Source organism: Cytobacillus oceanisediminis 2691, from assembly GCF_000294775.2.
GTDB classification, from domain to species: domain Bacteria; phylum Bacillota; class Bacilli; order Bacillales; family Cytobacillaceae; genus Cytobacillus; species Cytobacillus pseudoceanisediminis.
Map to the genome: position 1 here is coordinate 5,261,698 of NZ_CP015506.1, position 23,899 is coordinate 5,285,596.

Genomic DNA, 23,899 nt, shown 5'->3' on the forward strand with positions numbered 1-23,899 from the left:
TATTGCCTCCTAAGTCTATTTACCAATCGAAGCTCAATCATAAACTCAGGCAAAAAATAAAATCACCTCAGGACAGGAGTCAGGGTGATCTTTATTTTTTCAGCTTTTTATTAATTTTCTCCATCAATTCCTCTTCCGTCAGTGCGGCAAGGGGACGGTTATTGACGAAAGCAAATGTTTTTTTGCGGCCTGGCCCGCAATAGGACTGGCAGCCGACATCAATTTTTGCTTCAGGATCTATTTCTTTTAATCGCGGTATTAATGTCTTCAGATTTACAGCCTGACAATCGTCGCAAACACGAAATTCGTTTGCCATTTTATTACAACCCTTTCTGCGGTCAATCTTTTATATTATGCGCTCCCCGTTCCGGGAGCTTTAACAGCGCATGGCGCGCCTCGTCATCTTCTTCGTTAAAGCATATCCGCTGCAAAGCATTCCTATTCAGATAAAAAGGACTGCCCTGCCAACTGCTACAGGCTATTTTAAAACTTATCCAGCTCTATTGCAAGCTGTAATCATTAACTTGGGTGGTGAATCTTAGTAATCTTCACAAAACCGCCATACGTATCTAGCGAAAAATAAAATTTTAAAAAAATCTACTATCCTTTTAATCACCTTTGTATAAAATCTGCCAAGTTTGTCCATCCTTTAACTAAGGCAACAGCAAAAAGTAATAATTTAGGGAGTTGAGGTTACATGAAAATACGTCAGGACGCTTGGACAGATGAAAACGATTTATTGCTGGCAGAAACTGTTTTGCGGCATGTGAGGGAAGGCAGCACTCAGTTAAACGCTTTTGAGGAAGTTGGGGACAAGCTGAACCGCACATCTGCGGCATGCGGATTCCGCTGGAACGCTGTAGTGAGGCACCAGTATGAAAAAGCACTTCAATTAGCCAAGAAACAGCGCAAGCAGAGACAAAGAATGCTAGGAAAGGATCAGGGCGGCAAAAAGAAACTCTTATACTCTCCGCCGGTTCCAACTATGCAGGAGGTTGAAGCAGCGCCAATTAAGACAAATGCGGTCCTACCGCCATCACCGGCAGATTTTTACGAAGAGCGCACAGAGGATGAATCGCATATCCAAACAGAGACGGTCTCATCCTTCACCTATTCAGAGCCGGTTTATACTGCGCCTGCACAGCTGGATATGGATACCGTTATCACATACTTGCAAACATTGAATCATTCAGGCATTCAGCTTGATATACTAAAGAGTGAGAATGAAAGATTGAAGCGGGAAAATGCCGATCTCAGAAGCCGAAATGAAGAGCTTGAAGGCAAAATCGGCGAATTGGAGCAGAATACGGTAACCATTCAGGAAGATTACGAGACACTGATGAAAATCATGAACAGAGCCCGCAATTTTGTTCTGTTTGATGAAGAAGAAAGGCCGGCATCCAAGTTTAAAATGGACCGCAACGGCAATTTGGAAAGAGTAGCTGAATAAGAAAAACTAAAAGCGCCTTGCCCGCCCAAGGGTGCAGGCGCTGAAAATTCTAAAACAAAAAAGGTGTTCCCGGCAGCGGGAGCAGGAGAAAATGGCAGCAATTCCTTTCAAGGAGGGCCGCAGATCGTTTATGACTGCGGCTCTTCTTTTATTTATTCGCTGCCAAGTACTTTCTCATTCCGTTCTATCACACGGCGGTAATAGGCTTCAAACAGGCCTGCTTCCACATTTGTCAGCTGCCCTGCATAAAGGCGGCCTGCTTTCTTTTTCAATGACTGCAAAAAGCGGAGCATCACATCCTGTACCGTCAGCTCTGTACCCAGCAATTCCGATAGTGATGCCATCACAGCCGGCTGAATTTCAGGGTACTGGAACTTTGTCTGTTCTTCTTTTTTAGCAAGAGAATAGAATTTGCCAATCAAATCGGCCCGCTCACTTCCGCTGCCATCCACGCACAGATAGATCTGGACCGCCACGCCATTGCGGAGGCGCCTTTGCGAGATGCCGGCAAACTTTTGTCCCCCGATGCTTAAATCATAGCTTCCCGGGCAATAGGAGCCGACAATTTCACGCGCTTCTATTTGTATATGAAAATCGAAAAACATCTCTTGGATGAGCATCCACATCGCATCATATCCGCGGTTTATATCAATTCCCTTTTCACTTTCAGGAAAAATCAGCGAAATATTCAGGACCCCTTGATCCAGGACAACTGCCAGGCCGCCGGAATTTCGTACAATCACTTCGTACCCCTGGCTCTTTAAAAACTGGATGCCTTCAGTTAAAAAAGGCAGCTTCGTATCCTGGATTCCAAGCACAATGGTATTATGGTGAACCCATGTCCTCGCGGTCGCAGGCGCCTCACCCGATCCGACAGAAGCACATAGTGTATCGTCCATCCCGAAAGAGTGCAGGGCATTTAAGTGGATGCCTGCAGCAGACTGGTCAATAACCCTCCATTCTTCCTGAAACAGCAAGTCTTGTAGCGAATTCATCTTCATTTGATCCCCTTTTGCCGATATTCGAGTTAATCGGCAGAATTTATCTATTTAACGGCCAAATCAGCTGGTTTATCAGCCTAAGTTATAGTTTTATCGGCCAAATATGGCATTTTAGCGGCCAAACTTGAGCCTTTATCGGCCAAAGGCCCATAACAGATACATTATAGCAAAAAAGCCAGTCACAAGGGACCGGCTTCTAAGCTCCTGTATTATTGATGTAAAGCTTGAGCTGCAGTAATTAAAGCAAGCTTGTAAACGTCTTCCTCGTTGCAGCCGCGGGACAGGTCATTAACCGGACGGTTCAAGCCTTGAAGGATTGGTCCCACTGCCTCGAAGTTTCCTAGGCGCTGGGCAATTTTGTAGCCGATGTTTCCGGCTTCCAGGCTAGGGAAAACAAATACATTTGCATCTCCCTGGATTGGTGAATCCGGAGCTTTTTTCTCAGCTACCGATGGAACGAATGCCGAATCAAACTGGAATTCCCCATCGATGATTAAAAGCGGATCGCGAACTTTAGCTGCTTCAAGTGCCGCCGCAACTTTTTCCGTTTCAGGTGACTTGGCAGAGCCCTTTGTTGAGAAGCTCAGCATGGCCACACGCGGTTCGATATCGAACATTCTGGCTGTTTTCGAGCTTTCAATCGCGATTTCCGCCAGGTCCTGGCTGTCCGGTGAGATGTTGATGGCACAATCGGCAAAAACATATTTCTCATCGTCACGGACCATGATGAATACACCAGATGTTTTGCGCACGCCTTCTTTTGTTTTAATGATTTGAAGAGCCGGGCGCACTGTGTCAGCTGTTGAATGGGCAGCACCGCTCACAAGGCCGTCTGCTTTGTTCGCATAGACAAGCATGGTTCCAAAATAGTTTTCATCAAGAAGGATCCTGCGTGCATCTTCTTCTGTCGCTTTGCCTTTGCGTCTTTCAACAAATGCAGCCACAAGCTCATCCATCATTAAAAAGTTATTTGGGTCATAAATTTCAGCTGATTCCAGGCTGATATCCATGTCTTTTGCTTTTGCTTCAATTTCTGCGATGTTTCCAATAAGGATCGGAGTGATGATTTTTTCCGCAGCCAATCTTCCTGCAGCCGCTAAAATACGCTCATCCTGTCCTTCCGGAAAAACGATTCTTAAATTCTGCGCTGTTACTTTTTCTTTCAATACTGTGAATAAATCACTCATGCTAATTCCTCCTACGGCACTAAATTTCCGTTCAATTCAATAGAAATTCTCCTATATACTCCCTTAGAATACTCCTCATCCTAAGAATTTCAAGGAGTTCACATACTGTTAGCGTTTACAACAAAAAAGTTTTTGTTTTCGGTAAATTTCCAATAATAAATATCCTTCTTACAGTCCACCTTTATACCTTTTTTAAGATATCCATAATCCCCTCTTTGTAAACGGGAATTTGCGGTGACAGACACCTATGCCAGTTCGGCAAATTGGTATAGGTGCCTGTCACCCTGCTGAATTCCAACATTTCAAGTTTTGTACACATGTTAATTGGAGAAACTATGTTATAGTAATGATGAGAATTTTAGTACATATTAGGAGTGATTATAATGAGTGAAGCAGCAGTAACGCTTGATGGCTGGTATTGTTTACATGACTTCCGCACAGTTGATTGGACAACTTGGAAAATGGTTCCCAGCGAAGAGCGTCAGGCAGCGATCCACGAATTTATGGCCCTAGTGGACAAGTGGAATACAACACAAAGCGGGAAAAACGGCAGCCATGCCCTTTATACAATTGTCGGCCAAAAAGCTGATTTTATGATGATGATCTTAAGGCCTACAATGGAAGAGCTAAATGAAATTGAAAACGAATTCAACAAAACTAAGTTAGCTGAATTCACGATTCCTGCTCATTCATATGTTTCTGTTGTCGAGCTGAGCAACTACCTGCCGGCAGGAGAAGATCCTTACCAGAATCCTCAGATCCTGGCACGCCTTTACCCAGAACTTCCGAAAGCAAAGCATGTCTGCTTCTATCCGATGGACAAGCGCCGCCAGGGCAATGACAACTGGTACATGCTTCCGATGGAAGACCGCCGCAATATGATGCGCAGCCACGGCATGATCGGGCGCCAGTATGCAGGAAAGGTAAAGCAGATCATCACAGGTTCAGTCGGCTTCGACGATTACGAATGGGGCGTTACCCTCTTCTCTGATGATGTTCTTCAGTTTAAAAAGCTTGTTTATGAAATGCGCTTCGATGAAGTCAGTGCCCGCTACGGTGAATTCGGCTCCTTCTTCGTTGGCAACATCCTTGAAGAGGACAAGGTTGAAAAATTCCTTCACGTATAATGTTTAAAACTCCCGGCTTCTGCTGGGAGTTTTTCTTTTTCCGGAGGTCATAAAAAAACATGCCTCTACATAGTAATGAAATAGTGAGTTTCTCTTATACCTAGGCAATTCTCTTATCCGCAGCATCATGGCTTATTAAAGAGAGGTGAAGAGATTGGAGTTATCCCTTACACCGAGGAAGATGTTAAGCTCCTCGGCCGGCTCATGCGTGCGATGGGAAGCACGGCATGCTGATGGTTGGGAATGTGAGGGGTTAACCATGTCCGGGGTGAATGTCTGGGCCTTCAAGGATACCTGCTCCATCAGGAGAATGGTCTATCAGAACCCAAGCGGGATTGAAGCCAACCAAAAAGGCAATTTTTATCAAGGTGCGCGGCAGTGAGATTGACCTCGCCCGCAAAGTAATAAGCGGTCACCAACACTACTCTGCCAGCAGTGCATTATGGTTCTTTCGGCCACAAGGCAGCTGCCCGGCCCAATGGTACAGCCAAGGGAATGCCGGACGGTTTAAAGCCCATTGCTTTTATAAATCTACCCCGCAGGACTGTCCGACAGTCTACTAGCAATGCGGATAGAAATGGCTGATTTTAATTTTAGGAGGGAAAAAAATTGAGTCAATCAAATTATGGTCAATACCCTTTTTATGGTTACCAGCAGCAGCGTTACACGGATGGCACCCAAATGCCTCAGAACTTTCAGGGCCAGCCGCAGGGTCAGCCGCAGTTCCAGCCCGTTCAAACAGGCGGAACAGTTCCGGGTACGAGCTCGGGCGGGATGTTTCCAGGTGCAGGCGCCGGCGGCGGTATGGGTGCCCCTTCAGCTGCTCCTTCTATTCCAGGCATGCTCCCGCTTGAACAATCCTACATCGAAAATATTCTTCGCCTGAACAGAGGAAAACTCGCGACTGTTTATGCAACATTCGAAAACAATACGGAATGGAACGCCAAAATATTTAAAGGCATCATTGAAGCGGCCGGACGGGATCACTTGATACTGAGCGATCCGCAAACAGGCCAACGTATCCTCCTTCCAATGATCTACTTAGACTATGTAACATTTGATGAAGAAATAGAATATGAATATCCGTTTGGCGGAGGGCAAGGAATGTCGCAATATTCGCCGAGGTAATGAAAAAAGGAGCTTTGACCCCGTCAAAGCTCCTTTCCTATTATAAATATTTTACCGCCGCAATGATCAGCAGCACCCAAGCCGCAAGGAAAGAGACTCCGCCAAGCGGGGTGATGGCACCCAACACGCTGATTTTTGTTAATGTTAAAACATATAAGCTTCCTGAGAAAAGGATAATGCCGATCAGCATCAGCCAGCCTGACCAGGATAATAAAGATGTCGCCGGCAATTTGCCAAGCAGGACGCCAATAATCAAAAGGCCTGTTGCGTGGAACATCTGGTAGGTTACACCTGTTTTCCATATCTCCAAATACTTCGGCTCCACTTTCCCCTCAAGCCCATGCGCTCCGAACGCACCTAATGCAACTGCTAAAAAAGCATTAATGGCTCCAATTATAATAAATAGCTTCATAATCCCCTGCACCTCTTATCGTTTTATTAAAAATCGAATAATGAATCGCCGTTTGCCTCATCTTCCATCTGCATTTTCTTTGGCTGCAGACCCGCTGGCTGAGCCGCAGGCGGTGCATTGTATGTATGGCTAATAGAAGCAACAGCAGACACACTTCCTGTATCCGACTCTTCCAAAACCAGCTCGCATAATGACTTGATCGCCTGCACTCTTTCTCTTATTCTGGCGTCTGAAGAGCTGCTTTTTGCTTCCAGCAATTCCTTTTCCATCTTCCCTAAAAGCTTCTGAACAGAGATATTCATTCTCTACACCTCTTTCTGTAAAAAAAGCATAAGCGCCTTGCCACCCTCTACCCTCAAGTGTCAGGCTGCTTCTGCTAGACAATTCCTGAAGTCCAAAAAAAGTATACATTCTTTTTAAAAAATCGCCAATGTTACCGGCCATATAAAGTTTATCAGTTTTCCTTTTCAAAACGCAAACAAGGATGGCCAGATGCCCGGAAAACTCCGAGAGAGGGCATCCGCCTGGTTTTAAAGAAAAGCGGACGCGCCTTTTGCCCACCCCCAACCCTGGAGGGGGTAGGCGCTGAGCTAGACAGGGTAAACTGAAAACCCCTGCAGCCTTTTGGATAGTACCGGTCCCAGTAACACAGAATTATTTGCATTTTAAACAAGCCATTTTCTGTGAACTCATTTTCCTTTCCCTTCTCGAACATGCATATTTCGAGCACTTCTCTTATTCTCTTACACGAAACGGTATGTTTCACGTGAAACATGACGAAAAGAATCAGAGATCATGAATCTGCCAGTCAATGGGCTCCTCCCCAAGCTCTTGTAATATCTCATTCGTTCTTGAAAATGGCCTGCTGCCAAAGAACCCTTTTCTTGCCGAAAATGGACTTGGATGCGGCGATTTTACTATATAGTGTTTAGAAGCATCAATCAGCACTTCTTTTTCCTGAGCCGGTTTGCCCCATAAAATAAAAACCACGGGCTTTTCCCTCTCATTCAGTTTTTGTATAACGGTGTCGGTGAAAGTTTCCCATCCTTTCCCCTTATGCGAGTGCGCCTGCCCTTTGCGGACGGTCAGAACGGTATTTAAGAGCAGCACTCCTTCTCGGGCCCATTTTAATAGATAGCCATTGTTTGGCACCTCGAAGCCCAGGTCATCCTGCATTTCCTTGAATATATTTTTCAGCGAAGGAGGCAGCTTTACATCAGGCTGTACCGAAAAGCTCAATCCATGTGCCTGCCCCAGCCCATGATAAGGATCCTGCCCCAATATAACTGCCTTTGCGTCTTTATAAGCTGTATATTGGAGCGAATTGAAAATATCCTCCTGCCTCGGATAAATAGTTTGCTCCTCATATTCTTTTTTTAAAAATTCACGAAGATGGAGATAATAAGGTTTCTCGAATTCCTCTGCCAAAATCTCCTGCCAGTCATTTCTTAAGATACGCTTCATCTGCCAACTCTCCCTCCTCTTATTTGAAAGGTCCTATTCTTAATACCCATTGGTTATCATGGCATAATCTTTCATTCTTGCATACATGTTTAAAATTTTTTAGAACGGATATGTAATAAATATAACGGCAGGACATGCTGCCATTTAAATAAATCTGCAAATCTTTTAAGGAGGATGTTATATATGTATAAAATTGAAGTTGTTGAAAATGGCGTACAGGCTACAGATACGATTGGAATGCTGCAAAGCCAGGGATTTAATAAGGAAAACATCTATATTTTCGCACATGACAAGGATCGCTCAGAGCACCTTTCTGACGCGACGGATACAGGCGAAGTCGGCATGAAGGAGCAGGGCCTACTCGATTCTGTCGGCAACGTGTTCAAAAAACGCGGAGATGAGCTTCGTACAAAATTCGAATCTGTTGGTTTAACGACGGTAGAAGCAGAACAATATGAAAAAGTATTGGATGAAGGCAAGTTAGTTATTGTAGGTACAGACGAAGTAAAATAATTTGAAAAGCGGAGGCGCCTTGCCCTTCCCCGATAAGCACAAGCCAAGCCTCAAGGAAAGTCGTCCTTTGCCTTTTTGAGAGGCTTAGCTTGTGACCTCGAGGGGGTAGGCGCTGGAGCAGCTAGACAGTATGAAAAAGCGATGAAAATTTTTCATCGCTTTTTTTATGCCCTTAAAACATCCAAACCCATAGCCCAATCAGCAGAGCCGGGTATAGCACATACCACCAGACTCTGGTTATATTGACTTTTGACAGGATGAAAAAAACCAGTTCAGGCAGCACAATCAAACCAGCCTGAACCCAGATGAAAGTGCTAAAATGCTCCGGTGCTGTAATGCCTTCCCCTGTCGCCCAGTCCCCGCTATTGAATAAAAAATAGAAAAAGTTCAGGAATGGGAGAATGATAGCGAAAAGAATCCGGCTTATATGCACGATTAGATCTGCAGGCCGCTTGGTTTTATACATAGGGGTAACCGGAATGATAAAGCTGTAAAGGATCAGGACCATCCCTATAAAATTGACCAGCAGCTGGTCAAACAAATAGCCGAAAAAATACATGAATGTAATCATTATTAACCTCTTCTGTCTTTTTGTCTTTATTTTACAAAAAAGGAAGGGGCTTATATATAATGAAAAAGCACTAGTTTATCGGACTCTTACTGACCGTAAAGGCCCGACAGCAGGAAAATGACATAAAACGCCACGTCCTGCGGGCCCCAACTAACAGAACCCCACTGATTGAAGTTCACTTTAACCCATAATCCGCTGATAAATGGACTTCGCCTGCGCTAAATCCTTTGTGCCATGAATAAGGGCGCGTCCGTCTTTAAAGAGGACAAGGCGCTGCTCCTCCATTTCGATGGAAAGCAGATACGGATTGCCTTTCACCTGGTAGCCAAGTGCTTTCAGCTGCCGTGCGATTTCAGCGAATTCGATTTCCTGCTCCTTTGGCGGGCGGATCTGAACAGTGTCCCTTCCGCAGAGAACAGTGGATTTCATCATATTTTCCGGCCGCAGATAAGGATATGTTCTTTCTGTTCCGCAAGATAAGCAGCCTTCATCCTTCGCTTTTGACACCTTCATGCTGGTGTACTGGTTTCGCCATAAATCAAAACTGACCATAGCGGTACGCACGGCTTCCCAGTCCTCAGCCAGAATTTTCAGCGCTTCAGCTGCCTGATGGGCGACGACCATTTGCACAGCTGGGGCAATGATTCCTCCGGTGTCACAGGTCATCCCCTGGATCGGAATCTTTTTCAGCAGGCAATTCATGCATGGCGTTTTCCCGGGAATGATTGTCATGCTCATGCCAAAGCTGCCGACACAGGCTCCATAAATCCATGGAATATTAAATTTTTGAGAGATATCATTAATGGTCATCCTGGTTTCAAAGTTATCGGTCGAATCCAGGATCAGATCCACCCCTTCAGCAAGCTCTTCCAGCTTTTCCGGAGTAGCATCGCCAATAATCGAGCGGATTTCGACCTCGCTATTAATTTGCTTTAGCCGTTTTTCTGCTGCAGCCGCTTTTGGCATTTTATCTAAGGCGTCGCTTTCTGCAAAAAGCTGCTGGCGCTGCAGGTTGCTTTCCTCGACATAATCCCGGTCAATGATCGTCAGTTTGGCGGCACCTGAACGCGCCATCAATTCCGCATTTCCCGAGCCAAGAGCGCCGGCACCGACTATGAGCACATGCTTGGAGCGGATTTTTTCCTGCCCCACTTTTCCAATAGGCGGAAACAAAGCCTGGCGAGAATACCTTTCAGACAATGCGCCCCCTCCTCTCTTGAAGCTGCCATTACCCTCCGCTGACTGGAGGGATAAAGGCGATTGTATCTCCGTCCTGAATGACTTCATCATCAGAAGCAAACTCTTCATTCACGGCTGCCATGACTGAATCAAGCTTCAGCCCGTAATTTTCCTCAAGCATCTGTTTCAGTTCAGAGATTGTTTTGCCGCTGACATCCTTTGTCAAAGACTCTTCTCCAACACGGTCCCGCAAATGGGCAAAAAACATAATTTTATTCATGTAAATCCTTCTCCTCCGGTTTTCCTTTTGGGTATGCCACTGTTTCCAGCTGATTGCCGATCCATTCTTCGCCATCTTCCCAATGTTCCTTTTTCCAAATCGGCACAATTTCTTTAATTCTTTCAATCGCATAGCGGTTTGCTTCATAAGCATCCGCACGGTGTGGAGTGGAAACGGCAATGACGACCGCTACATCGGTGATATCCAGCTTGCCTGTCCGGTGGGTAATTGCCACTTCTGCCCCGTTCCAGCGCTCTTTTATCTCGGTTCCGATCTGCTCCAGTTTTTTCACAGCCATTGATTCATATGCTTCATATATTAAGTAAAGTGTTTTTTTTCCATGTGTCAGCTCGCGGACGGTTCCGATAAAGGTCGTAATCGCTCCCGCTTCCCGCTGCACCACTTTATCGATCACACTTTGGATATCGATCGGATCTTTAGAAATCTCAAAATTCATGGAATCACCTCTTTTTATTTGATTTTGACATAGACAGAGCCGGAATGGAAATGAATGCATTCTTATTTTGAGGCATCTTCGGCCAGTTTCAGTGCCTGCCGGTATTCATCAGGACGGTTCATGTTAAAAAAGTGCGCATCCCTATATAAAAACCCCATATTCTTAAGCTCTTCATCTTTTATGATTCTGCTATCTATTTCCTGCAGAAATTGGCGGATCCGCAGCTTATTTTCTCTCAATGCCAGCTCTGCTGCATCTTTTGCATCCTTTCGGTAAGCGGCAAAAAGCGGGTGAAGCTGCCCTCCGATTTCAAGTACGGATGCCTGATGCTGATCCAGCTGTTCAAGAAGAAGCCTGGCAAGCTCCCCGGATATGAATGGCATATCACAGGCCACAATCAGATTTTTTTGGGTCCTGGATTCAGACAGGCCGGCCTGGATTCCAGCCAGTGGCCCTTTTTCTTTCCAGCGGTCGCTCACAAGGGGAAGGCCGAGAAACTGATAATCTTCCTGTTTATTGGCTACGATGATGACATTGGGCAATATAGAAGACAGCTGATCGGCGATTCGTTCAATTACCGTTTTGCCGCCTATTTTCAGCAGGGCTTTATTCTCCCCCATCCGGCTTGAATGCCCTCCTGCCAAAATGATGCCTGTACTGCTCATTTTCCTCACCGTCTTTCAATGTATCTTATCGTTATCCTTTTATTTTACCATCTATTCCGGCCTGTTTCTTATACGAAGGCCGCTGGAGTTGGCAATATTGTGACGTTCAGCAGGATTTTTTTCTGAAGTTAATTTATGTGCGGATAGACGAAGTTTATGAGCGGATAAATTTTTTTACGTGCGGATAAGCGTGATTTATGTGTGCATAGCCTTTTTTATGTGCGTTCAAGTGATGTGCATCGTATTTTTGCCTAAAGGAGCGGTTAACTTAATGCTATCTGCAGTCCGTTATAGTTTTTACCTTTTTCAATTATTGTTATAATTAGAAAAAGATATCCAGCAGTACTTCAAGGAGGAACTATGCATATGACGATGAAAAAAGTAATGACCATTGCCGGTTCAGATACGAGCGGCGGCGCGGGAATTCAGGCAGACCTTAAGACATTCCAGGAGCTTGGCGTTTACGGGATGACTGCGCTGACTACCATTGTGACGATGGATCCTAAAAATAACTGGAGCCACAACGTGTTCCCGATCTCTACAGATATTCTGGAAACACAGATCGAAACGATCATATCTACAGGTATTGATGCGATGAAAACAGGCATGCTAGGTTCTGAAGAAGTGATTAAAATTGCGGCAAAGACCATTAAAGAAAACAGCCTGGATCATGTTGTCATCGACCCGGTCATGGTCTGCAAAGGTGAAGATGAGCCGATTCATCCTGAATTGAACGAAGCATTAAGAGATTTGCTTGTGCCGCTTGCAACAGTGGTAACACCAAATTTATTTGAAGCATGGCAGCTGGCTAAAACAGGTCCAATCAAAACTGTGGAGGACATGAAAGAAGCGGCTGTCAAAATTCATGAACTTGGTGCGAAGTATGTATTAATCAAGGGCGGCAGCAAGCTTCAGCACGAAAAAGCCGTTGACCTTCTATATGATGGACAAGAGTTCACTCTTTATGAAAGCGAACGCGTTGAAACGACTTACACTCATGGCGCAGGCTGCACCTACTCTTCTGCAATCACAGCAGAAATCGCGAAAGGCAAACCTGTCAAAGAAGCGGTTCAAACAGCGAAGGATTTCATCACTGCCGCCATCAACCATGGCTTTAAGCTAAATGAGTATGTTGGCCCTACGATGCCTGGTGCTTACCGCAAATATAGCGCAGGCAGTCTTGATTCAGAATAAGCATGGTGAAACAGAGTCCGAGGGGGCTCTGTTTTTTGCAATTGGCAATTCACCCGATAAAACGGGGATTTAGCGGATATATTGATTTTTTCGCGGATAAAATTAAATTTCCGCGGTTATATTTGTTTTTTCGCGGATAATATAACAATTTCGCGGTTATATCTTTTTAGCACCCTTTCTGAGATTACTTTTTCGCTTTTCATTTCTTTTTTTAGTAAGATAAACATATAAATACCGTCTCAAACGAATATATGAAGATAAAACGGAAGGGGGACTATAGAGTGGAACCAGCAGTGAAAGAACACGTGCAAAAAGAGATTGACCGCCTTGCCAATAAAGAGGTCTTTATTCATCTGGAAACAACAAATGGAGCGTATGCTTCCCATTTTGATGAAAGCTTCTTTTCTTCAGGCGCCTATATCCGCAATGCCAAATTGGTTTATGAGCATGGAAAAATCACCGGAAAAGGCCCTTACCGGGTTGGATTGAAAATGAATTTTGGCTGGGTGTATGCTGAAGGAATTACCCACTTTGAAGTCGATAAAGAAGACAGGCTCCTTTTAGCCGGCCACGATTTCAGCGGCAAGCTTGCAGTCGCCCTGCAAATTAGTGAAAATCCTTTTGAATAAATAGGGGCTCAGAGGACATCAAATGGAAAGGAGCACGACCATGATGGAAAAGGAAAGACATGTACTCGTCATCTTCCCTCATCCGGACGATGAAGCATTTGGCGTTTCAGGAACGATTTCCTTACATATCGATAACGGCACACCTGTCACCTACGCATGCCTGACGCTTGGAGAAATGGGGCGCAATATGGGTAATCCCCCTTTTGCCACCAGGGAAACTCTGCCGAAAATCCGCAAAGAAGAGCTGGAGGAAGCAGCCAGGGTTCTGGGCATCCAGGACTTAAGAATGCTGGGGTACCGGGATAAAACCGTGGAGTTTGAGGATGAAGAAAAGCTCGCGAACAGACTAGGAGTCATCATCGGTGAGACAAACCCTTCCCTCATCATCACGTTCTATCCGGGATACGCTGTGCACCCGGATCATGACGCAACAGGCGCCGCTGTGATCCGTGCGGTAAAAGAGCTGCCTGCTGACAAGCGTCCGAAGGTTCACTGTGTCGCATTCTCCAATAACTGTGAGGAAGAAATCGGCCAGGCGGATATTGTCAATGACGTCAGTGCGGTTGCAGACCGGAAAGTTGCAGCGATCAAGGCACATGCCTCACAGACACAGCTGATGGCAGCGAATATGGAAGAAAGCATTAAAAAGCAAGAGCCTGAAGTATTGGCCAGAATGTATAAAGAACGTTTTTGGACCTATAAATTCTAAAGATAGAGCACGCCGCCTCTGGTTTCAGAGCGGCTTTTTAGTGTTTGTTTTTTCTGAATATTAACTACTTTCTGCCCATGAGCTTTCCCTATTATGATGTTAGAATTTCCTTAAGTATCTGCAAGCGATTTCATTTGCTTCTTGGTGCAATCGCTTGCACTACACCCTTACACACTTTAGCTAACCAATTATAGGGAGGGAATTTTATGGACAAATATAGGAAAGCTGGCATCTTGATCATGCTCCTAAGCCTGATTCTCAGTTTATTCACAGGAATTCACCCGCATTCATCCTCTGCCAGCACAGGCGAAAGTCCAGTAATAGACGGGAGTCAAGTTACTTTCTCCTATCAGGGAGAAGCTCAGCAGGTCCGGGTCGCCGGCAGTTTTACCGGCTGGCAAGATGGAGCATTGGCAATGACGAAAGGCGAAAACAATATATGGTCAAAGACTATTCATTTATCACCTGGAGTCTATGAATATAAATTTATTCTGGATGACGGCAATTGGATTGCCGATCCGGCAAATAGCAAGACTGGTAACGGAAACAGCTTACTGGCTATTAGCGGATTAACGACTGAAATGCCTGCTGATGCTGTAAAAGATACCCTGATTCCTCTTTCAGCCAAATTAGTACATAGCAACGGCACTATCGAAGATGTGCAGCCAGCCTGGAGATTAAAAACTGAAGCAAATGGCGTTGAGGTGAAAAATAATCAGCTGGCAATCTCCAATTCTGCTGAAGCAGGAAGCGTAACTGTCATTGGCGAATTCAATGGCTATACACTGGAGCATAGCTTCAGCATTATCGGTCAGATGAATAGCTATACAATAAACTACTGGCGCGATGACGGTGAGCAATTCAATTGGGATTTATGGGCATGGGAGGACGGAAAAAATGGCAAGGCTTACCCATTTACAAACCGGACAGAAGGATTTGCCCAAGCTGAGATTTCTGTTCCTTCGAGTAAAATCCATGTCATTCCCCGTCCCGGAAACTGGGATACTCAGGATGTTTCCAGAACCATCACCATGCCTGATGGCCAAAATGAGGCAGAAGTATGGCTCGCTGAGGGCGACCAAACCGTTTATTACTCAAAAGAGGAATTTGACGATCGGAATGCTGGAGATAACCGTCGTTTTATTGAGTTTACGTATGTAAGAGACAATCACGATTATGAAGGCTGGAACATTTGGACCTGGCAGACTGGCTTAAAGGATGGGCAGGCAGATTTTACCGAAGTCAATGACAAGGGGGCTGTTGCATTGATTGAAATTGGCCAGCAGAGTGAGCAAATGGGATTTGTGCTTCGCAAAGGAACAGGCTGGGATCAAAAGGATCCTTATGGAGCCGACCGCTATATTAAAACAGGGAATGACAAGTACACCAAGGTTATTGTCAAAAGCGGCCAGAGTGAATTCTATCAGGTCCCTTCTATTACGGGTCCTCTTCTAAACAATGGCAGTCTTACTCTTTATTTTAGAGATCCGGCGCTGTTCAAACAGGGAAAAATGGATTCGATTGAAAAGGTTCAGGCAAAGTTGAATGGACAGATTTATGATATGCAGTATTCCCTTAAGGAAGAACGTTTCTTTGTGACGATTGATCACTTAAAAGAAGGCACATACGAGTACTCTTTCCTTGTTACTAGAGATGGAGAGACTTCTGAAATAAAAGATCCTTTTAATGAAAAGTCATCCATCACCTATAAAAACCCAGCAGCAGAGATCAGAACTGACGTGAGTCCAAATAAAGTTTCATACAATGAAAATGCCGTTTTGTCTATTGAAACAATACTTTCAGATCCTGAGGTATCTATTAAAGAAGCTTACGCAGACCTATCTGCTATCGGCGGAAGCAGCAAAGTCAGTATTGACCCGGCATTAAATGCACACACCATTTCCATTGATCAATCTGTAACGGCAGGCATTAAGAAGCTGCCGATCACAGTGATTGATGAATATGGGAATTTTCATGCGGGAGAAGCTTCCGTTGAAGTCAAAACCCGCACCTTCAGCGGCAAAAAGGATGATTTTGATTGGGATGAAGCACGCATTTACTTTATGCTGACAGACCGCTTCAACAATGGAGATTCTACCAACGATGATCCAAACCATTCAAATTATGATACGTCCCATCTGGAAACCTATCATGGCGGGGATTTCCAGGGTGTGATTGAAAGACTGGATTATCTCGAGGACCTTGGCATTAACACGATTTGGATTACACCGATCGTCGACAACATCAATTGGGACCTGCGCCATGATAAAGATGGAAACCAATATGGCTATCATGGCTACTGGGCAAAGGATTTTACAAAATTGGATGAGCATCTTGGGGACATTAAGACATTCCAGGAACTTTTGGAAAAAGCGCATGACCGCGGCATAAAAGTGATGGTGGATGTGGTACTGAACCATACCGGATATGGATTAAAGGAAAACGATCCCTCCATTGGGCTTGGAATTCCCAACTTCCCTTCTGATGCTGACCGCGAGCGCTTTGCCGGCATGCTGCGGGATGGAGGAAATGATACCATCCGCGGCGAGCTGGCCGGATTGCCTGATTTTAAAACTGAGGAAGAAGAGGTCCGCAGACAAATTATTGACTGGCAGACAGACTGGCTTGAAAAAGCAAGAACAGACCGCGGGGATACGATTGACTACTTCCGTGTGGATACCGTTAAGCACGTGGAGCATACAACCTGGAAAGCATTTAAAAATGCCCTGACTGAAATCAGGCCTGACTTTAAAATCATCGGAGAATATTACGGCGGCCACATCGATGAACATGGAGGCTTTCTGAACAGCGGCGAAATGGATTCCATCCTCGATTTTGATTTTAAACATACCGCTGCTGATTTCATTAACGGCAAAATCGACGCAGCTGAAGCAAAATTGCAGGCTCGAAATGATAAGCTCTCAAATACGGCAGCTCTTGGCCAATTCTTAAGCAGCCATGATGAAGACGGCTTCCTGATCACAAGTGCGGGCAATGATTGGGGCAAAATGAAAATCGCATCTGCCCTCCAAATAACAGCAAAGGGACAGCCAGTTATCTATTATGGGGAAGAAATCGGCCTTTCCGGCAAACATGCAGGAGATATGGATAAAGGAGAATTTAATGAAAACCGCTATGACTTTGACTGGTCCCTAATCGGAAATGACATGCACAAGCACTACCAGAAGCTCCTTAACATCCGGAAAGATTACTCGGCAGTGTTTTCAAAAGGTACACGCGAAAAGCTCGCAGGCAGAGACGCTAATGGGTATTTAGTCTTTAACCGCTCCTATAACGGCATAAATGCTGTTGTAGGCATAAACACTATGACGGATAAAAAGAAAGTAACAGTAAAGGTCCCATTTGCCGCCGGCAGCAAGGTCATTGACCAATATTCCGGAAAGAAATATTCAGTGGACAAAAATCAGCAGATTAAAGTCAAACTGCCCGGCAGAAATGAGGGCGGTACGGTCATTCTAGTTTTGGATGAAAAAAGGGATTAATAAAGTCAGGGAGCCTCTCTAATGGAGAGGCTCCCTGTTTTACTGTTTAGCTCAAGGTACGACGAAAACCGTTAAAGGTGTGGGGGATAGTCAAGGCGCCTTGCGCTTTGCTTATTTCTCCATCATTTCCTTCAAATACTGAAGCTGGCTTCCATCTTCCCGCTTCACAATATTCACGATGAAACGCTTCGTTAATTTGGCGACAAGGCCGCTGGTTTTAACGTTTGCTTCCATCTCCACCTGCGTTCCTTCTTCTATTTCATGAAAATCATATTTATATTCTGTTATCAGTCCATTTGCATTGCTGCGGGTGGTATAGGTTCTGTCTTGTTCAAAATCAATAATTTCAATATCTGCACTGATTTTTTTCCCTCTGACCATACGGGTTTCGATGAACCTTGTTCCTTTTCCGATCTCGCCCTCGGTCTGTTTTTCCACGTTCACAACAAACGGCATGAGTTCAGGGACATTTTCCATTTTAATCATATAATCGAATACTTCATGTACAGGTTTATTGATAATCTCACTGGAACGAAAATCAGCCATGCTTTGCACCTCAGAGTCATAGAGTCTATGACTCTATTATATAACAAAAAAGCCGGGCTGACTAAGAAAAGCGGAAGTGCGAACACAGACTGAGAACGCCATATCCTTCCAAAGGCTTGCACTTTTAGTCGTGCGATGATAAAGCTGCCGGAGCATCCTTGTGGAGCAAGACAGTTCTCGAATTTCATATATGTTCTCACCTTAAAAAGCAACTCGCCCTTACAGCCTCTGATGGTAAAGGGAGCAGAATTTGCACCAGTCCACAATGACGATTTTTCTGCCTGTAATTTCGATGATTCCTTCTTTTTTCAGTCTGGAAAAAACCCGGCTGACACTTTCCCGGGATGTTCCGACAAGGGTGGAGAATTCCTGGACGGTTATGGGAAGCTCAAGATGCATCCGATTACAGTGGTTAGCGCCGAATTTTTCCGCGAGCCTTTCCAATGTCCGGACAGTTTTCGAGTACACATCAAGCAGGGCGATGTCCCTCAGAATAGAGGTCATATCACGCAGCGATTCACTCATATAGCGGATAATCTGAACAGCCATTTCCGGTGAATACAGAAGCTCCTGTTCCAGATCATCCGTGTTCAGAAAGTAGATTTCACCATCCTGCACCATTGTACCCGTCGCAGGATAGGTTTGGCCCGTCTGGTTAAAAAGGTTGGCTTCTGCAAAAATCTCGCCTTTTTTCTTAATGCAGACAATCAGTTCGTTGCCATGTTCATCCTGTTTCGTCAGCTTCACAATGCCGGAATGAACAAAGTAAACTCCTTTGGCGACATCATATTCAGACATAATTCTTTCGCCCTTCAAATAAGCTTTCTTAATAATTCGTTTATCGATCAGCTGTATGGATTCACTGGGGAGCTCTTTAAAAATTTCAATCTTGCCTAAAAATTCATCGATCAACGGTCTATGATCCTGCTTTTCATTTTCCATTCCCATCCCCCGCTTTTACATTTCTATTAGAATATTTTAGCTAAGATGGGTTTAGGAAGAAGTGACTTAACTCACAAAAGCCTGCTCATTGCTTGAAATTCCATTTGTCGAAATTAATGAGTGATTACTCACTTTACAAATAGACTGTTTTCCCTTTATGATTGGTGTGAGTGATTACTCACTTTCTAGTTGAAAAGGAGTGAACCAATGAAAAATTCAATTGTTTCCATCCAAAATGTATCCAAGACTTATGGAAAGCACCAGGTTTTAAAAGGCATTAACCTTGAAATTTACGAGGGTGAAATTTTTGGCCTGCTCGGCCCATCTGGAGCCGGCAAGACGACGCTTGTTAAACAACTGGCAGGACTGGAGGTGCCAACACAGGGGGAAAACCATATTTTCAGCGAAAAAATGCCCCAGCTGGATTTGATCAAACGAATTGGCTATATGGCACAATCTGACGCTCTATATACTGACTTAACAGCAAAGGAAAATCTTGATTTTTTTGCAGCGCTGTATGGATTAAAAGGAAAAGAAAAAAAGCAGCGGATGAATGAGGTAATGGAAATTGTTTCGTTAACTGACCATCTCGGCAAGCTGGTTTCCGATTATTCAGGGGGTATGAAAAGAAGACTTTCCCTTGCCATTTCCCTTCTGCATAGCCCTGGTCTCCTCATACTGGATGAACCTACTGTAGGAATCGATCCTGTCCTCAGAAAAAGCATCTGGGAATCTTTTAAAAGTCTGAAGGAAAACGGAACGACTATCCTGGTGACGACTCATGTTATGGATGAAGCTGGAAAGTGTGACAGACTTGGCATGATTAGAGACGGACAGCTCATTGCAGCTGGAACACCGGAAGAATTGATGCAGCAGACCAGCTCTGCCAATATTGAAGATGCCTTCCTGGCATATGGAGGTGCGCAAGTATGAGGATTATGGCCCTGGTTATACGGATACTCCGCCAGATTGTAAGAGATAAACGGACGATGGCTCTATTGATCTTCGCTCCTATCCTGGTCCTGACTATGCTTCACCTTGTGTTTAACGGAGATGAATATACGCCTGAAATTGGCCTCATTGATATCTCTGAAAAACTGGAATCTCAGCTTAACCTGGAAGATGCTAAACTCAAACACTATGATACGGAGAAGCTGGCAGAAAATGACCTATCAGACAAGAAGCTGGATGCGTATCTGGTGTTTGATCAGATGCCGCCATCAGTGGTTCTGGAAGGAAGCGATCCAAGTGTAAACGGAGCTGTGATGAAATGGGTTCAGGATGCACTGAAGCCTATACAGCAAAATGGAGAGAATCAGGAGATAAAGATCGATTATTTATTCGGCTCGGACGACATGGGGCAGTTTGATTATTTCGGGCCGGTGCTGCTGGGATTCTTTGTCTTTTTCTTTGTATTCCTGATTGCCGGTGTTTCCTTTTTGAGAGAAAGAACAACCGGTACACTTGAGCGGCTCTTGACCAGTCCTCTCCGGAAATGGGAAATCGTTACGGGATATATCATGGGATTTGGGTTATTCACCATGATCCAGGCTGCCATCATCGCCTGGTATGCAATCTATGTGCTTGGCATGCTGATGGAAGGGTCTTTTGGCTATGTCCTGCTCATTACACTGCTTCTTTCGCTGACAGCATTGACTCTGGGAATCCTGCTGTCTTCCTTTGCCAATAATGAGCTGCAGATGATTCAATTTATACCGCTTATTGTGGTTCCCCAGATCTTTTTCTCGGGGTTATTCAATCTGGAGACCATATCAGAGTGGCTCAGCTGGATCGGTCCTTTTACGCCTTTATATTACGCGGCTGAAGCATTAAGAAATGTAATGGTGAGAGGATTTGGATGGGAAATGATTTATAAAGATCTGCTTATGCTGCTCGCTTTCTCATTGCTCTTTATGTTTCTGAATATCGCTGCTTTAAGACGGTACCGGAAAATTTAAAATTTCTTTTTGCATTTTCATTCCTTTATAATAAAGGCATAGATTTTGAACGTATAAAGGAGTTAACCATGCCAGAGCAGGATTCCATTTTAGAAGGATTATTTCAGGAAGAAGAAAGACTTACGGAGAAGCAGAAGAAAATTATCATGGCTGCGATTGAATCGTTTTCCGAAAAAGGCTATGCAGCCACTTCGACAAGTGAAATCGCCAAGAAGGCAGGAGTAGCCGAAGGAACCATCTTCAGACACTATAAAACAAAAAAGGATTTACTGATGGGGATTGTTTCCCCGATGATGGCGAAGCTGATTGCTCCCTTTGTCATCAAGGATCTATACAAAGTAATTAATCATAAATACGAACACTTTGAAGATTTTTTAAGAGCCATGATGGAAAACCGGATAGCGTTTCTGAAAAACAATATGCCTCTTATTAGGATCCTGATTCAGGAAATTCCGTTTCACCCTGAACTCAAGGAACAGTTTAAAGAGCATATCGCGATTAAAGTATTTGAACGCTTTGTTACTTTGGCTGAATATTATCAGAAAAAAGGCCAGATTATTGGTATTCCAGCCTATAGTGTAGTCAGAATGACCTTTACATCGATATTTGGCTTTTTAATCGCGAGGTATTTAATATTGCCTGAAGCCGATTGGGATGATGAAAAGGAAATCGAGCTGACCATTCAATTCATCATGCATGGACTTTCTGCTAAAGACTAAAGCCTGGCACAGCTGCCAGGCTTTTTATATATCCGAAAGCGGAATTTGATAGAGTTTGTCATCTTTATCAAGCGGATTGCCGCGTCCGTCCGTATTGTTGCTGATAAAATATAGCACATCCCCTTCAATAAAGACGTCCCGGATTCTTCCTAAGTTAGAAACAATTTTCCTGACGTTCTTTGTTTCCAGATCAAACTCAAGAACGGCACTGCCTCTTAAAGCGGCAGTGTAAAGCTTGCCTTTATAATAGGCCACCCCGGACGGAGCCCAGGTTTCGTCATCACCTGAGGTAAATAGCGGTGATTCCATTCCTTCCTTCTTTTCGGTCCCTTTTATGACGGGCCATCCGTAATTTTTACCGGGAAGGATCTTATTGATTTCATCATTGGCCGATGGGCCGTGCTCACTTTCATATAAAGTTCCATCCTCAGCCCATGCCAGCCCCTGCGGATTGCGGTGGCCGTAACTATAAACATAGGATCCGCTGAAAGGATTATCCCCCGGTACGCTCCCATCCAGATTCATTCTTAGGATTTTTCCTCCCAGAGAATTCACATCCTGAGCAATTTCAGGATCAGTGGCAGCATCGCCTGCAGTAGCATAAAGCTTTCCGTCAGGGCCAATTTCAAGCCTGCCGCCGTGGTGGAACTGCCCGCTCGGGATTTTATCGAGCAAAAGCCTCTCCTCTTTCCACGTTCCCTCTTGAAGCCCAAGGGTCACTATACGATTAAACTGACCTGAGGTGTTTTCATAGGTGTAATAGGCATATGCTTCATTTGATTGTGAAAAATCAGGTGCCAGCACAAATCCAAGCAATCCAGCTTCGGAAGCAGTAGAAAGTTTTTTCGCAAGTTCAACTTTTTGACGTTCTTTCTTGCCATCCTCTACTTTTACGATGCTGCCCTGCCTTTCCGTCATGTAAAAGGTTTCGCCTGTTTTGGCAATGGACCAGGGAATATCAAGCTCATCCGCCAGTATTTCCGGCTCTTCACCGGCAGGAAGGCTTGCCTCCTGATCCTCGACTTGTTTCCCGCTATTATTCCCGCCGGTACTTGAGCATCCAGCCAGCAGGCCAAAAACCAGTAACCCTGCACCTAACACCTTTTTCATCCAGCTTTCATCCCCCTTGAAATTTTACTTCAGGACTTCCCGGATTGCCTTGGCTACACCGCTGTCTTCATTTGCAGATGTCACCGCATCACATTGTGCTTTAATGATGTCATCGGCATTTCCCATGGCAACGGATCTTCCTGCACGTTTGAACATAGACAAATCATTATAATTATCGCCAATTGCCATTGTTTCCAGAAGTGAAATGCCTCTTTCTTTTACAAAAGCTTCAAGAGCAATCCCCTTTTGGGCGTTCACACTTGTCAGCTCCAGATTCTCATCCCCTGATGAACTTACAGCCATGCCTTCAAGCTTAAGCAAGTCTTCTTTGGCGGATACGAGAAAATCCGGTTCGAATGAGAAGGCCAGCAGCTTGTATATTTGGTGCTCGTCACTGTTGAAAAGCTCGTCATAGCTGTTCACTTTTCGCACCAGCCCTTTTATAAAGCGTTCTTCCGCAGCTTTTGTCACTTCGTCAATATCCGCTTCTGGATTTCCGCTTAAAAAGATGTCGACAATGATGGAGACGCCGCGGTCTTCATCAATGGTGTATGTACCCTGGTTTGTGTATACCTCGAAATAAACGTTGTTCTGTACAAGGATATAGGCAGCTTTTTTAGCCAGGTCCTTATCGAGCGGATTGGAGGATACAACTTTTCCATCTGCAGCTCTCACTTCTGCCCCGTTTGCGCAAATAATCGGGCAGGAGATGCCGGCTTCATCGAGGACGAAGCTTGCTTCGAAGTAGGAGCGCCCGGTTGCGATGACTACTTCGACTCCTTTTTCCTGTGCTGTTTTAATGGCTTCGATATTTTCAGGCGTGATTTTCTGTGTGGCGGTTAAAAGCGTGCCGTCCATATCACTTGCAATGCATTTGATCATTATAATTTCACCTTCTGGCTGTAGTATTTTTACTGAAAAACTTATTTGCCATTCTATCATGTTCTTAGGGTTATTTTAAATAATTGCACTTCCCTGAAAAACTCTCTTACTTATTTTAGTTTATGTATGCTGCCCGTTAATTTCCGCTGCGGGCCCCCAGCAAACCCTCGGGGAGGAACGAGAGCCTCCTCCGCAGGACATTGATTATGCTTCCTCGGCTAAGCATAGCACGAAGGAAATGCGTCAGCATTTGCGAGGATCAAGAGTCCTCCA

The 23,899-nt window shown here is 44.6% G+C and carries 26 protein-coding genes and 1 pseudogene; 12 read left to right on the forward strand and 15 right to left on the reverse strand.

Annotated features, from left to right (window positions below; genetic code table 11):
• Positions 1-91: 91 nt before the first annotated feature.
• Positions 92-316: a DUF1450 domain-containing protein gene (locus A361_RS26240; protein ID WP_009332328.1), complete on the reverse strand. Its 225-nt coding sequence runs from the start codon at positions 314-316 to the stop codon at positions 92-94.
• Between the two features lie 381 nt (positions 317-697).
• On the opposite strand from A361_RS26240, the gene A361_RS26245 reads away from it, so the two are divergent.
• Positions 698-1,450 (forward strand): RsfA family transcriptional regulator, encoded by a 753-nt coding sequence (locus A361_RS26245; RefSeq protein ID WP_019380569.1) that lies wholly within the window; start codon positions 698-700, stop codon positions 1,448-1,450.
• Between the two features lie 152 nt (positions 1,451-1,602).
• Here the strand turns inward: A361_RS26245 and A361_RS26250 are convergent, their stop codons facing one another.
• A complete protein-coding gene (locus A361_RS26250) occupies positions 1,603-2,445 on the reverse strand; it encodes a lipoate--protein ligase family protein (protein ID WP_019380568.1) in 843 nt (280 codons plus the stop codon).
• A gap of 215 nt (positions 2,446-2,660) precedes the next feature.
• Positions 2,661-3,638 carry a phosphate acetyltransferase gene (gene pta / locus A361_RS26255; RefSeq protein ID WP_019380567.1) on the reverse strand — a complete coding sequence of 326 codons (978 nt, stop codon included), beginning with the start codon at positions 3,636-3,638 and terminating at the stop codon, positions 2,661-2,663.
• A gap of 383 nt (positions 3,639-4,021) precedes the next feature.
• Here pta and hemQ point away from each other — a divergent pair, with 383 nt between their 5' ends.
• The 3 genes and pseudogenes from hemQ to gerQ all read left to right on the forward strand — a co-directional run bounded on the left by hemQ (position 4,022) and on the right by gerQ (position 5,893).
• Positions 4,022-4,765, forward strand: coding sequence for a hydrogen peroxide-dependent heme synthase (hemQ, locus tag A361_RS26260; RefSeq protein WP_019380566.1), 744 nt, complete (start codon positions 4,022-4,024; stop codon positions 4,763-4,765).
• 153 nt (positions 4,766-4,918) lie between these two features.
• Positions 4,919-5,328 (forward strand): annotated as a pseudogene (locus A361_RS30345) (cell wall hydrolase).
• Between the two features lie 46 nt (positions 5,329-5,374).
• Positions 5,375-5,893 carry a spore coat protein GerQ gene (gene gerQ / locus A361_RS26270; RefSeq protein WP_019380565.1) on the forward strand — a complete coding sequence of 173 codons (519 nt, stop codon included), beginning with the start codon at positions 5,375-5,377 and terminating at the stop codon, positions 5,891-5,893.
• A 40-nt stretch (positions 5,894-5,933) separates the two neighbouring features.
• Here the strand turns inward: gerQ and A361_RS26275 are convergent, their stop codons facing one another.
• From A361_RS26275 to A361_RS26290, 3 genes are all read right to left on the reverse strand, one after another.
• Positions 5,934-6,305: a DUF423 domain-containing protein gene (locus A361_RS26275; protein ID WP_009332334.1), complete on the reverse strand. Its 372-nt coding sequence runs from the start codon at positions 6,303-6,305 to the stop codon at positions 5,934-5,936.
• A 26-nt stretch (positions 6,306-6,331) separates the two neighbouring features.
• Positions 6,332-6,607, reverse strand: coding sequence for a YwdI family protein (locus A361_RS26280; protein WP_009332335.1), 276 nt, complete (start codon positions 6,605-6,607; stop codon positions 6,332-6,334).
• Positions 6,608-7,091: 484 nt separating this feature from the next.
• On the reverse strand, positions 7,092-7,769 hold the full coding sequence (locus A361_RS26290; protein WP_019380564.1) for a uracil-DNA glycosylase: 678 nt from the start codon (positions 7,767-7,769) through the stop codon (positions 7,092-7,094).
• A 183-nt stretch (positions 7,770-7,952) separates the two neighbouring features.
• Between A361_RS26290 and A361_RS26295 the strand changes: the two genes are divergently transcribed.
• The gene (locus tag A361_RS26295; RefSeq protein WP_009332337.1) at positions 7,953-8,282 is read left to right on the forward strand and encodes a general stress protein; all 330 of its coding nucleotides are present in this window, start codon (positions 7,953-7,955) and stop codon (positions 8,280-8,282) included.
• 172 nt (positions 8,283-8,454) lie between these two features.
• On the opposite strand, the gene A361_RS26300 is transcribed toward A361_RS26295, so the two are convergent.
• The 5 genes from A361_RS26300 to mobA all read right to left on the reverse strand — a co-directional run bounded on the left by A361_RS26300 (position 8,455) and on the right by mobA (position 11,434).
• A complete protein-coding gene (locus A361_RS26300; protein ID WP_019380563.1) occupies positions 8,455-8,853 on the reverse strand; it encodes a hypothetical protein in 399 nt (132 codons plus the stop codon).
• 180 nt (positions 8,854-9,033) lie between these two features.
• Positions 9,034-10,053, reverse strand: coding sequence for a thiazole biosynthesis adenylyltransferase ThiF (locus A361_RS26305; RefSeq protein WP_009332339.1), 1,020 nt, complete (start codon positions 10,051-10,053; stop codon positions 9,034-9,036).
• A gap of 28 nt (positions 10,054-10,081) precedes the next feature.
• On the reverse strand, positions 10,082-10,312 hold the full coding sequence (gene moaD / locus A361_RS26310; RefSeq protein ID WP_019380562.1) for a molybdopterin converting factor subunit 1: 231 nt from the start codon (positions 10,310-10,312) through the stop codon (positions 10,082-10,084).
• Positions 10,305-10,769, reverse strand: a complete 465-nt coding sequence (locus A361_RS26315) for a molybdenum cofactor biosynthesis protein MoaE (protein ID WP_019380561.1) — start codon at positions 10,767-10,769, stop codon at positions 10,305-10,307. Before A361_RS26315 ends, moaD begins: the two co-directional genes overlap by 8 nt.
• 62 nt (positions 10,770-10,831) lie before the next feature.
• Positions 10,832-11,434, reverse strand: a complete 603-nt coding sequence (gene mobA, locus A361_RS26320; protein WP_019380560.1) for a molybdenum cofactor guanylyltransferase — start codon at positions 11,432-11,434, stop codon at positions 10,832-10,834.
• A gap of 366 nt (positions 11,435-11,800) precedes the next feature.
• Between mobA and pdxK the strand changes: the two genes are divergently transcribed.
• From pdxK to A361_RS26340, 4 genes are all read left to right on the forward strand, one after another.
• On the forward strand, positions 11,801-12,628 hold the full coding sequence (pdxK, locus tag A361_RS26325) for a pyridoxine/pyridoxal/pyridoxamine kinase (RefSeq protein ID WP_019380559.1): 828 nt from the start codon (positions 11,801-11,803) through the stop codon (positions 12,626-12,628).
• A 281-nt stretch (positions 12,629-12,909) separates the two neighbouring features.
• Positions 12,910-13,257, forward strand: coding sequence for a YojF family protein (locus A361_RS26330; protein ID WP_019380557.1), 348 nt, complete (start codon positions 12,910-12,912; stop codon positions 13,255-13,257).
• 43 nt (positions 13,258-13,300) lie between these two features.
• On the forward strand, positions 13,301-13,966 hold the full coding sequence (gene bshB2 / locus A361_RS26335; protein ID WP_026041611.1) for a bacillithiol biosynthesis deacetylase BshB2: 666 nt from the start codon (positions 13,301-13,303) through the stop codon (positions 13,964-13,966).
• Between the two features lie 206 nt (positions 13,967-14,172).
• Positions 14,173-17,469: an alpha-amylase family glycosyl hydrolase gene (locus A361_RS26340; RefSeq protein WP_019380555.1), complete on the forward strand. Its 3,297-nt coding sequence runs from the start codon at positions 14,173-14,175 to the stop codon at positions 17,467-17,469.
• 111 nt (positions 17,470-17,580) lie between these two features.
• Here the strand turns inward: A361_RS26340 and A361_RS26345 are convergent, their stop codons facing one another.
• Both A361_RS26345 and A361_RS26350 read right to left on the reverse strand, forming a co-directional pair.
• Positions 17,581-18,015, reverse strand: a complete 435-nt coding sequence (locus A361_RS26345; protein ID WP_019380554.1) for an SRPBCC family protein — start codon at positions 18,013-18,015, stop codon at positions 17,581-17,583.
• Positions 18,016-18,234: 219 nt separating this feature from the next.
• Positions 18,235-18,957: a Crp/Fnr family transcriptional regulator gene (locus A361_RS26350; RefSeq protein ID WP_019380553.1), complete on the reverse strand. Its 723-nt coding sequence runs from the start codon at positions 18,955-18,957 to the stop codon at positions 18,235-18,237.
• 207 nt (positions 18,958-19,164) lie between these two features.
• Here A361_RS26350 and A361_RS26355 point away from each other — a divergent pair, with 207 nt between their 5' ends.
• The 3 genes from A361_RS26355 to A361_RS26365 all read left to right on the forward strand — a co-directional run bounded on the left by A361_RS26355 (position 19,165) and on the right by A361_RS26365 (position 21,634).
• Entirely contained in the window at positions 19,165-19,890 is a 726-nt protein-coding gene (locus tag A361_RS26355; protein WP_009332349.1) for an ABC transporter ATP-binding protein, read from the forward strand.
• The gene (locus A361_RS26360) at positions 19,887-20,915 is read left to right on the forward strand and encodes an ABC transporter permease (RefSeq protein ID WP_019380552.1); all 1,029 of its coding nucleotides are present in this window, start codon (positions 19,887-19,889) and stop codon (positions 20,913-20,915) included. Before A361_RS26355 ends, A361_RS26360 begins: the two co-directional genes overlap by 4 nt.
• A 68-nt stretch (positions 20,916-20,983) precedes the next feature.
• Positions 20,984-21,634, forward strand: a complete 651-nt coding sequence (locus A361_RS26365; RefSeq protein WP_019380551.1) for a TetR/AcrR family transcriptional regulator — start codon at positions 20,984-20,986, stop codon at positions 21,632-21,634.
• Between the two features lie 24 nt (positions 21,635-21,658).
• Here the strand turns inward: A361_RS26365 and A361_RS26370 are convergent, their stop codons facing one another.
• Together A361_RS26370 and A361_RS26375 are read right to left on the reverse strand one after the other, a co-directional pair.
• Positions 21,659-22,744 (reverse strand): PQQ-dependent sugar dehydrogenase, encoded by a 1,086-nt coding sequence (locus A361_RS26370; RefSeq protein WP_019380550.1) that lies wholly within the window; start codon positions 22,742-22,744, stop codon positions 21,659-21,661.
• A gap of 24 nt (positions 22,745-22,768) precedes the next feature.
• A complete protein-coding gene (locus tag A361_RS26375) occupies positions 22,769-23,626 on the reverse strand; it encodes a Cof-type HAD-IIB family hydrolase (protein WP_019380549.1) in 858 nt (285 codons plus the stop codon).
• Between the last annotated feature and the right edge of the window lie 273 nt (positions 23,627-23,899).

Excerpts from the sequence above, each read along its gene's own strand:
- A361_RS26250 (WP_019380568.1), bottom strand. The coding sequence starts at position 2,445 with ATGAATTCGCTACAAGACTTGCTGTTTCAGGAAGAATGGAGGGTTATT.
- A361_RS26300 (WP_019380563.1), bottom strand. The coding sequence starts at position 8,853 with ATGATTACATTCATGTATTTTTTCGGCTATTTGTTTGACCAGCTGCTG.
- A361_RS26350 (WP_019380553.1), bottom strand. The coding sequence starts at position 18,957 with ATGGAAAATGAAAAGCAGGATCATAGACCGTTGATCGATGAATTTTTA.
- A361_RS26290 (WP_019380564.1), bottom strand. The coding sequence starts at position 7,769 with ATGAAGCGTATCTTAAGAAATGACTGGCAGGAGATTTTGGCAGAGGAA.
- hemQ (WP_019380566.1), top strand. The coding sequence starts at position 4,022 with ATGAGTGAAGCAGCAGTAACGCTTGATGGCTGGTATTGTTTACATGAC.
- A361_RS26340 (WP_019380555.1), top strand. The coding sequence starts at position 14,173 with ATGGACAAATATAGGAAAGCTGGCATCTTGATCATGCTCCTAAGCCTG.
- A361_RS26365 (WP_019380551.1), top strand. The coding sequence starts at position 20,984 with ATGCCAGAGCAGGATTCCATTTTAGAAGGATTATTTCAGGAAGAAGAA.
- A361_RS26370 (WP_019380550.1), bottom strand. The coding sequence starts at position 22,744 with ATGAAAAAGGTGTTAGGTGCAGGGTTACTGGTTTTTGGCCTGCTGGCT.
- A361_RS26360 (WP_019380552.1), top strand. The coding sequence starts at position 19,887 with ATGAGGATTATGGCCCTGGTTATACGGATACTCCGCCAGATTGTAAGA.
- A361_RS26240 (WP_009332328.1), bottom strand. The coding sequence starts at position 316 with ATGGCAAACGAATTTCGTGTTTGCGACGATTGTCAGGCTGTAAATCTG.
- A361_RS26375 (WP_019380549.1), bottom strand. The coding sequence starts at position 23,626 with ATGATCAAATGCATTGCAAGTGATATGGACGGCACGCTTTTAACCGCC.
- A361_RS26245 (WP_019380569.1), top strand. The coding sequence starts at position 698 with ATGAAAATACGTCAGGACGCTTGGACAGATGAAAACGATTTATTGCTG.
- A361_RS26355 (WP_009332349.1), top strand. The coding sequence starts at position 19,165 with ATGAAAAATTCAATTGTTTCCATCCAAAATGTATCCAAGACTTATGGA.
- A361_RS26295 (WP_009332337.1), top strand. The coding sequence starts at position 7,953 with ATGTATAAAATTGAAGTTGTTGAAAATGGCGTACAGGCTACAGATACG.
- mobA (WP_019380560.1), bottom strand. The coding sequence starts at position 11,434 with ATGAGCAGTACAGGCATCATTTTGGCAGGAGGGCATTCAAGCCGGATG.
- moaD (WP_019380562.1), bottom strand. The coding sequence starts at position 10,312 with ATGAATAAAATTATGTTTTTTGCCCATTTGCGGGACCGTGTTGGAGAA.
- pdxK (WP_019380559.1), top strand. The coding sequence starts at position 11,801 with ATGACGATGAAAAAAGTAATGACCATTGCCGGTTCAGATACGAGCGGC.
- bshB2 (WP_026041611.1), top strand. The coding sequence starts at position 13,301 with ATGGAAAAGGAAAGACATGTACTCGTCATCTTCCCTCATCCGGACGAT.
- A361_RS26280 (WP_009332335.1), bottom strand. The coding sequence starts at position 6,607 with ATGAATATCTCTGTTCAGAAGCTTTTAGGGAAGATGGAAAAGGAATTG.
- pta (WP_019380567.1), bottom strand. The coding sequence starts at position 3,638 with ATGAGTGATTTATTCACAGTATTGAAAGAAAAAGTAACAGCGCAGAAT.
- A361_RS26275 (WP_009332334.1), bottom strand. The coding sequence starts at position 6,305 with ATGAAGCTATTTATTATAATTGGAGCCATTAATGCTTTTTTAGCAGTT.
- A361_RS26315 (WP_019380561.1), bottom strand. The coding sequence starts at position 10,769 with ATGAATTTTGAGATTTCTAAAGATCCGATCGATATCCAAAGTGTGATC.
- A361_RS26345 (WP_019380554.1), bottom strand. The coding sequence starts at position 18,015 with ATGGCTGATTTTCGTTCCAGTGAGATTATCAATAAACCTGTACATGAA.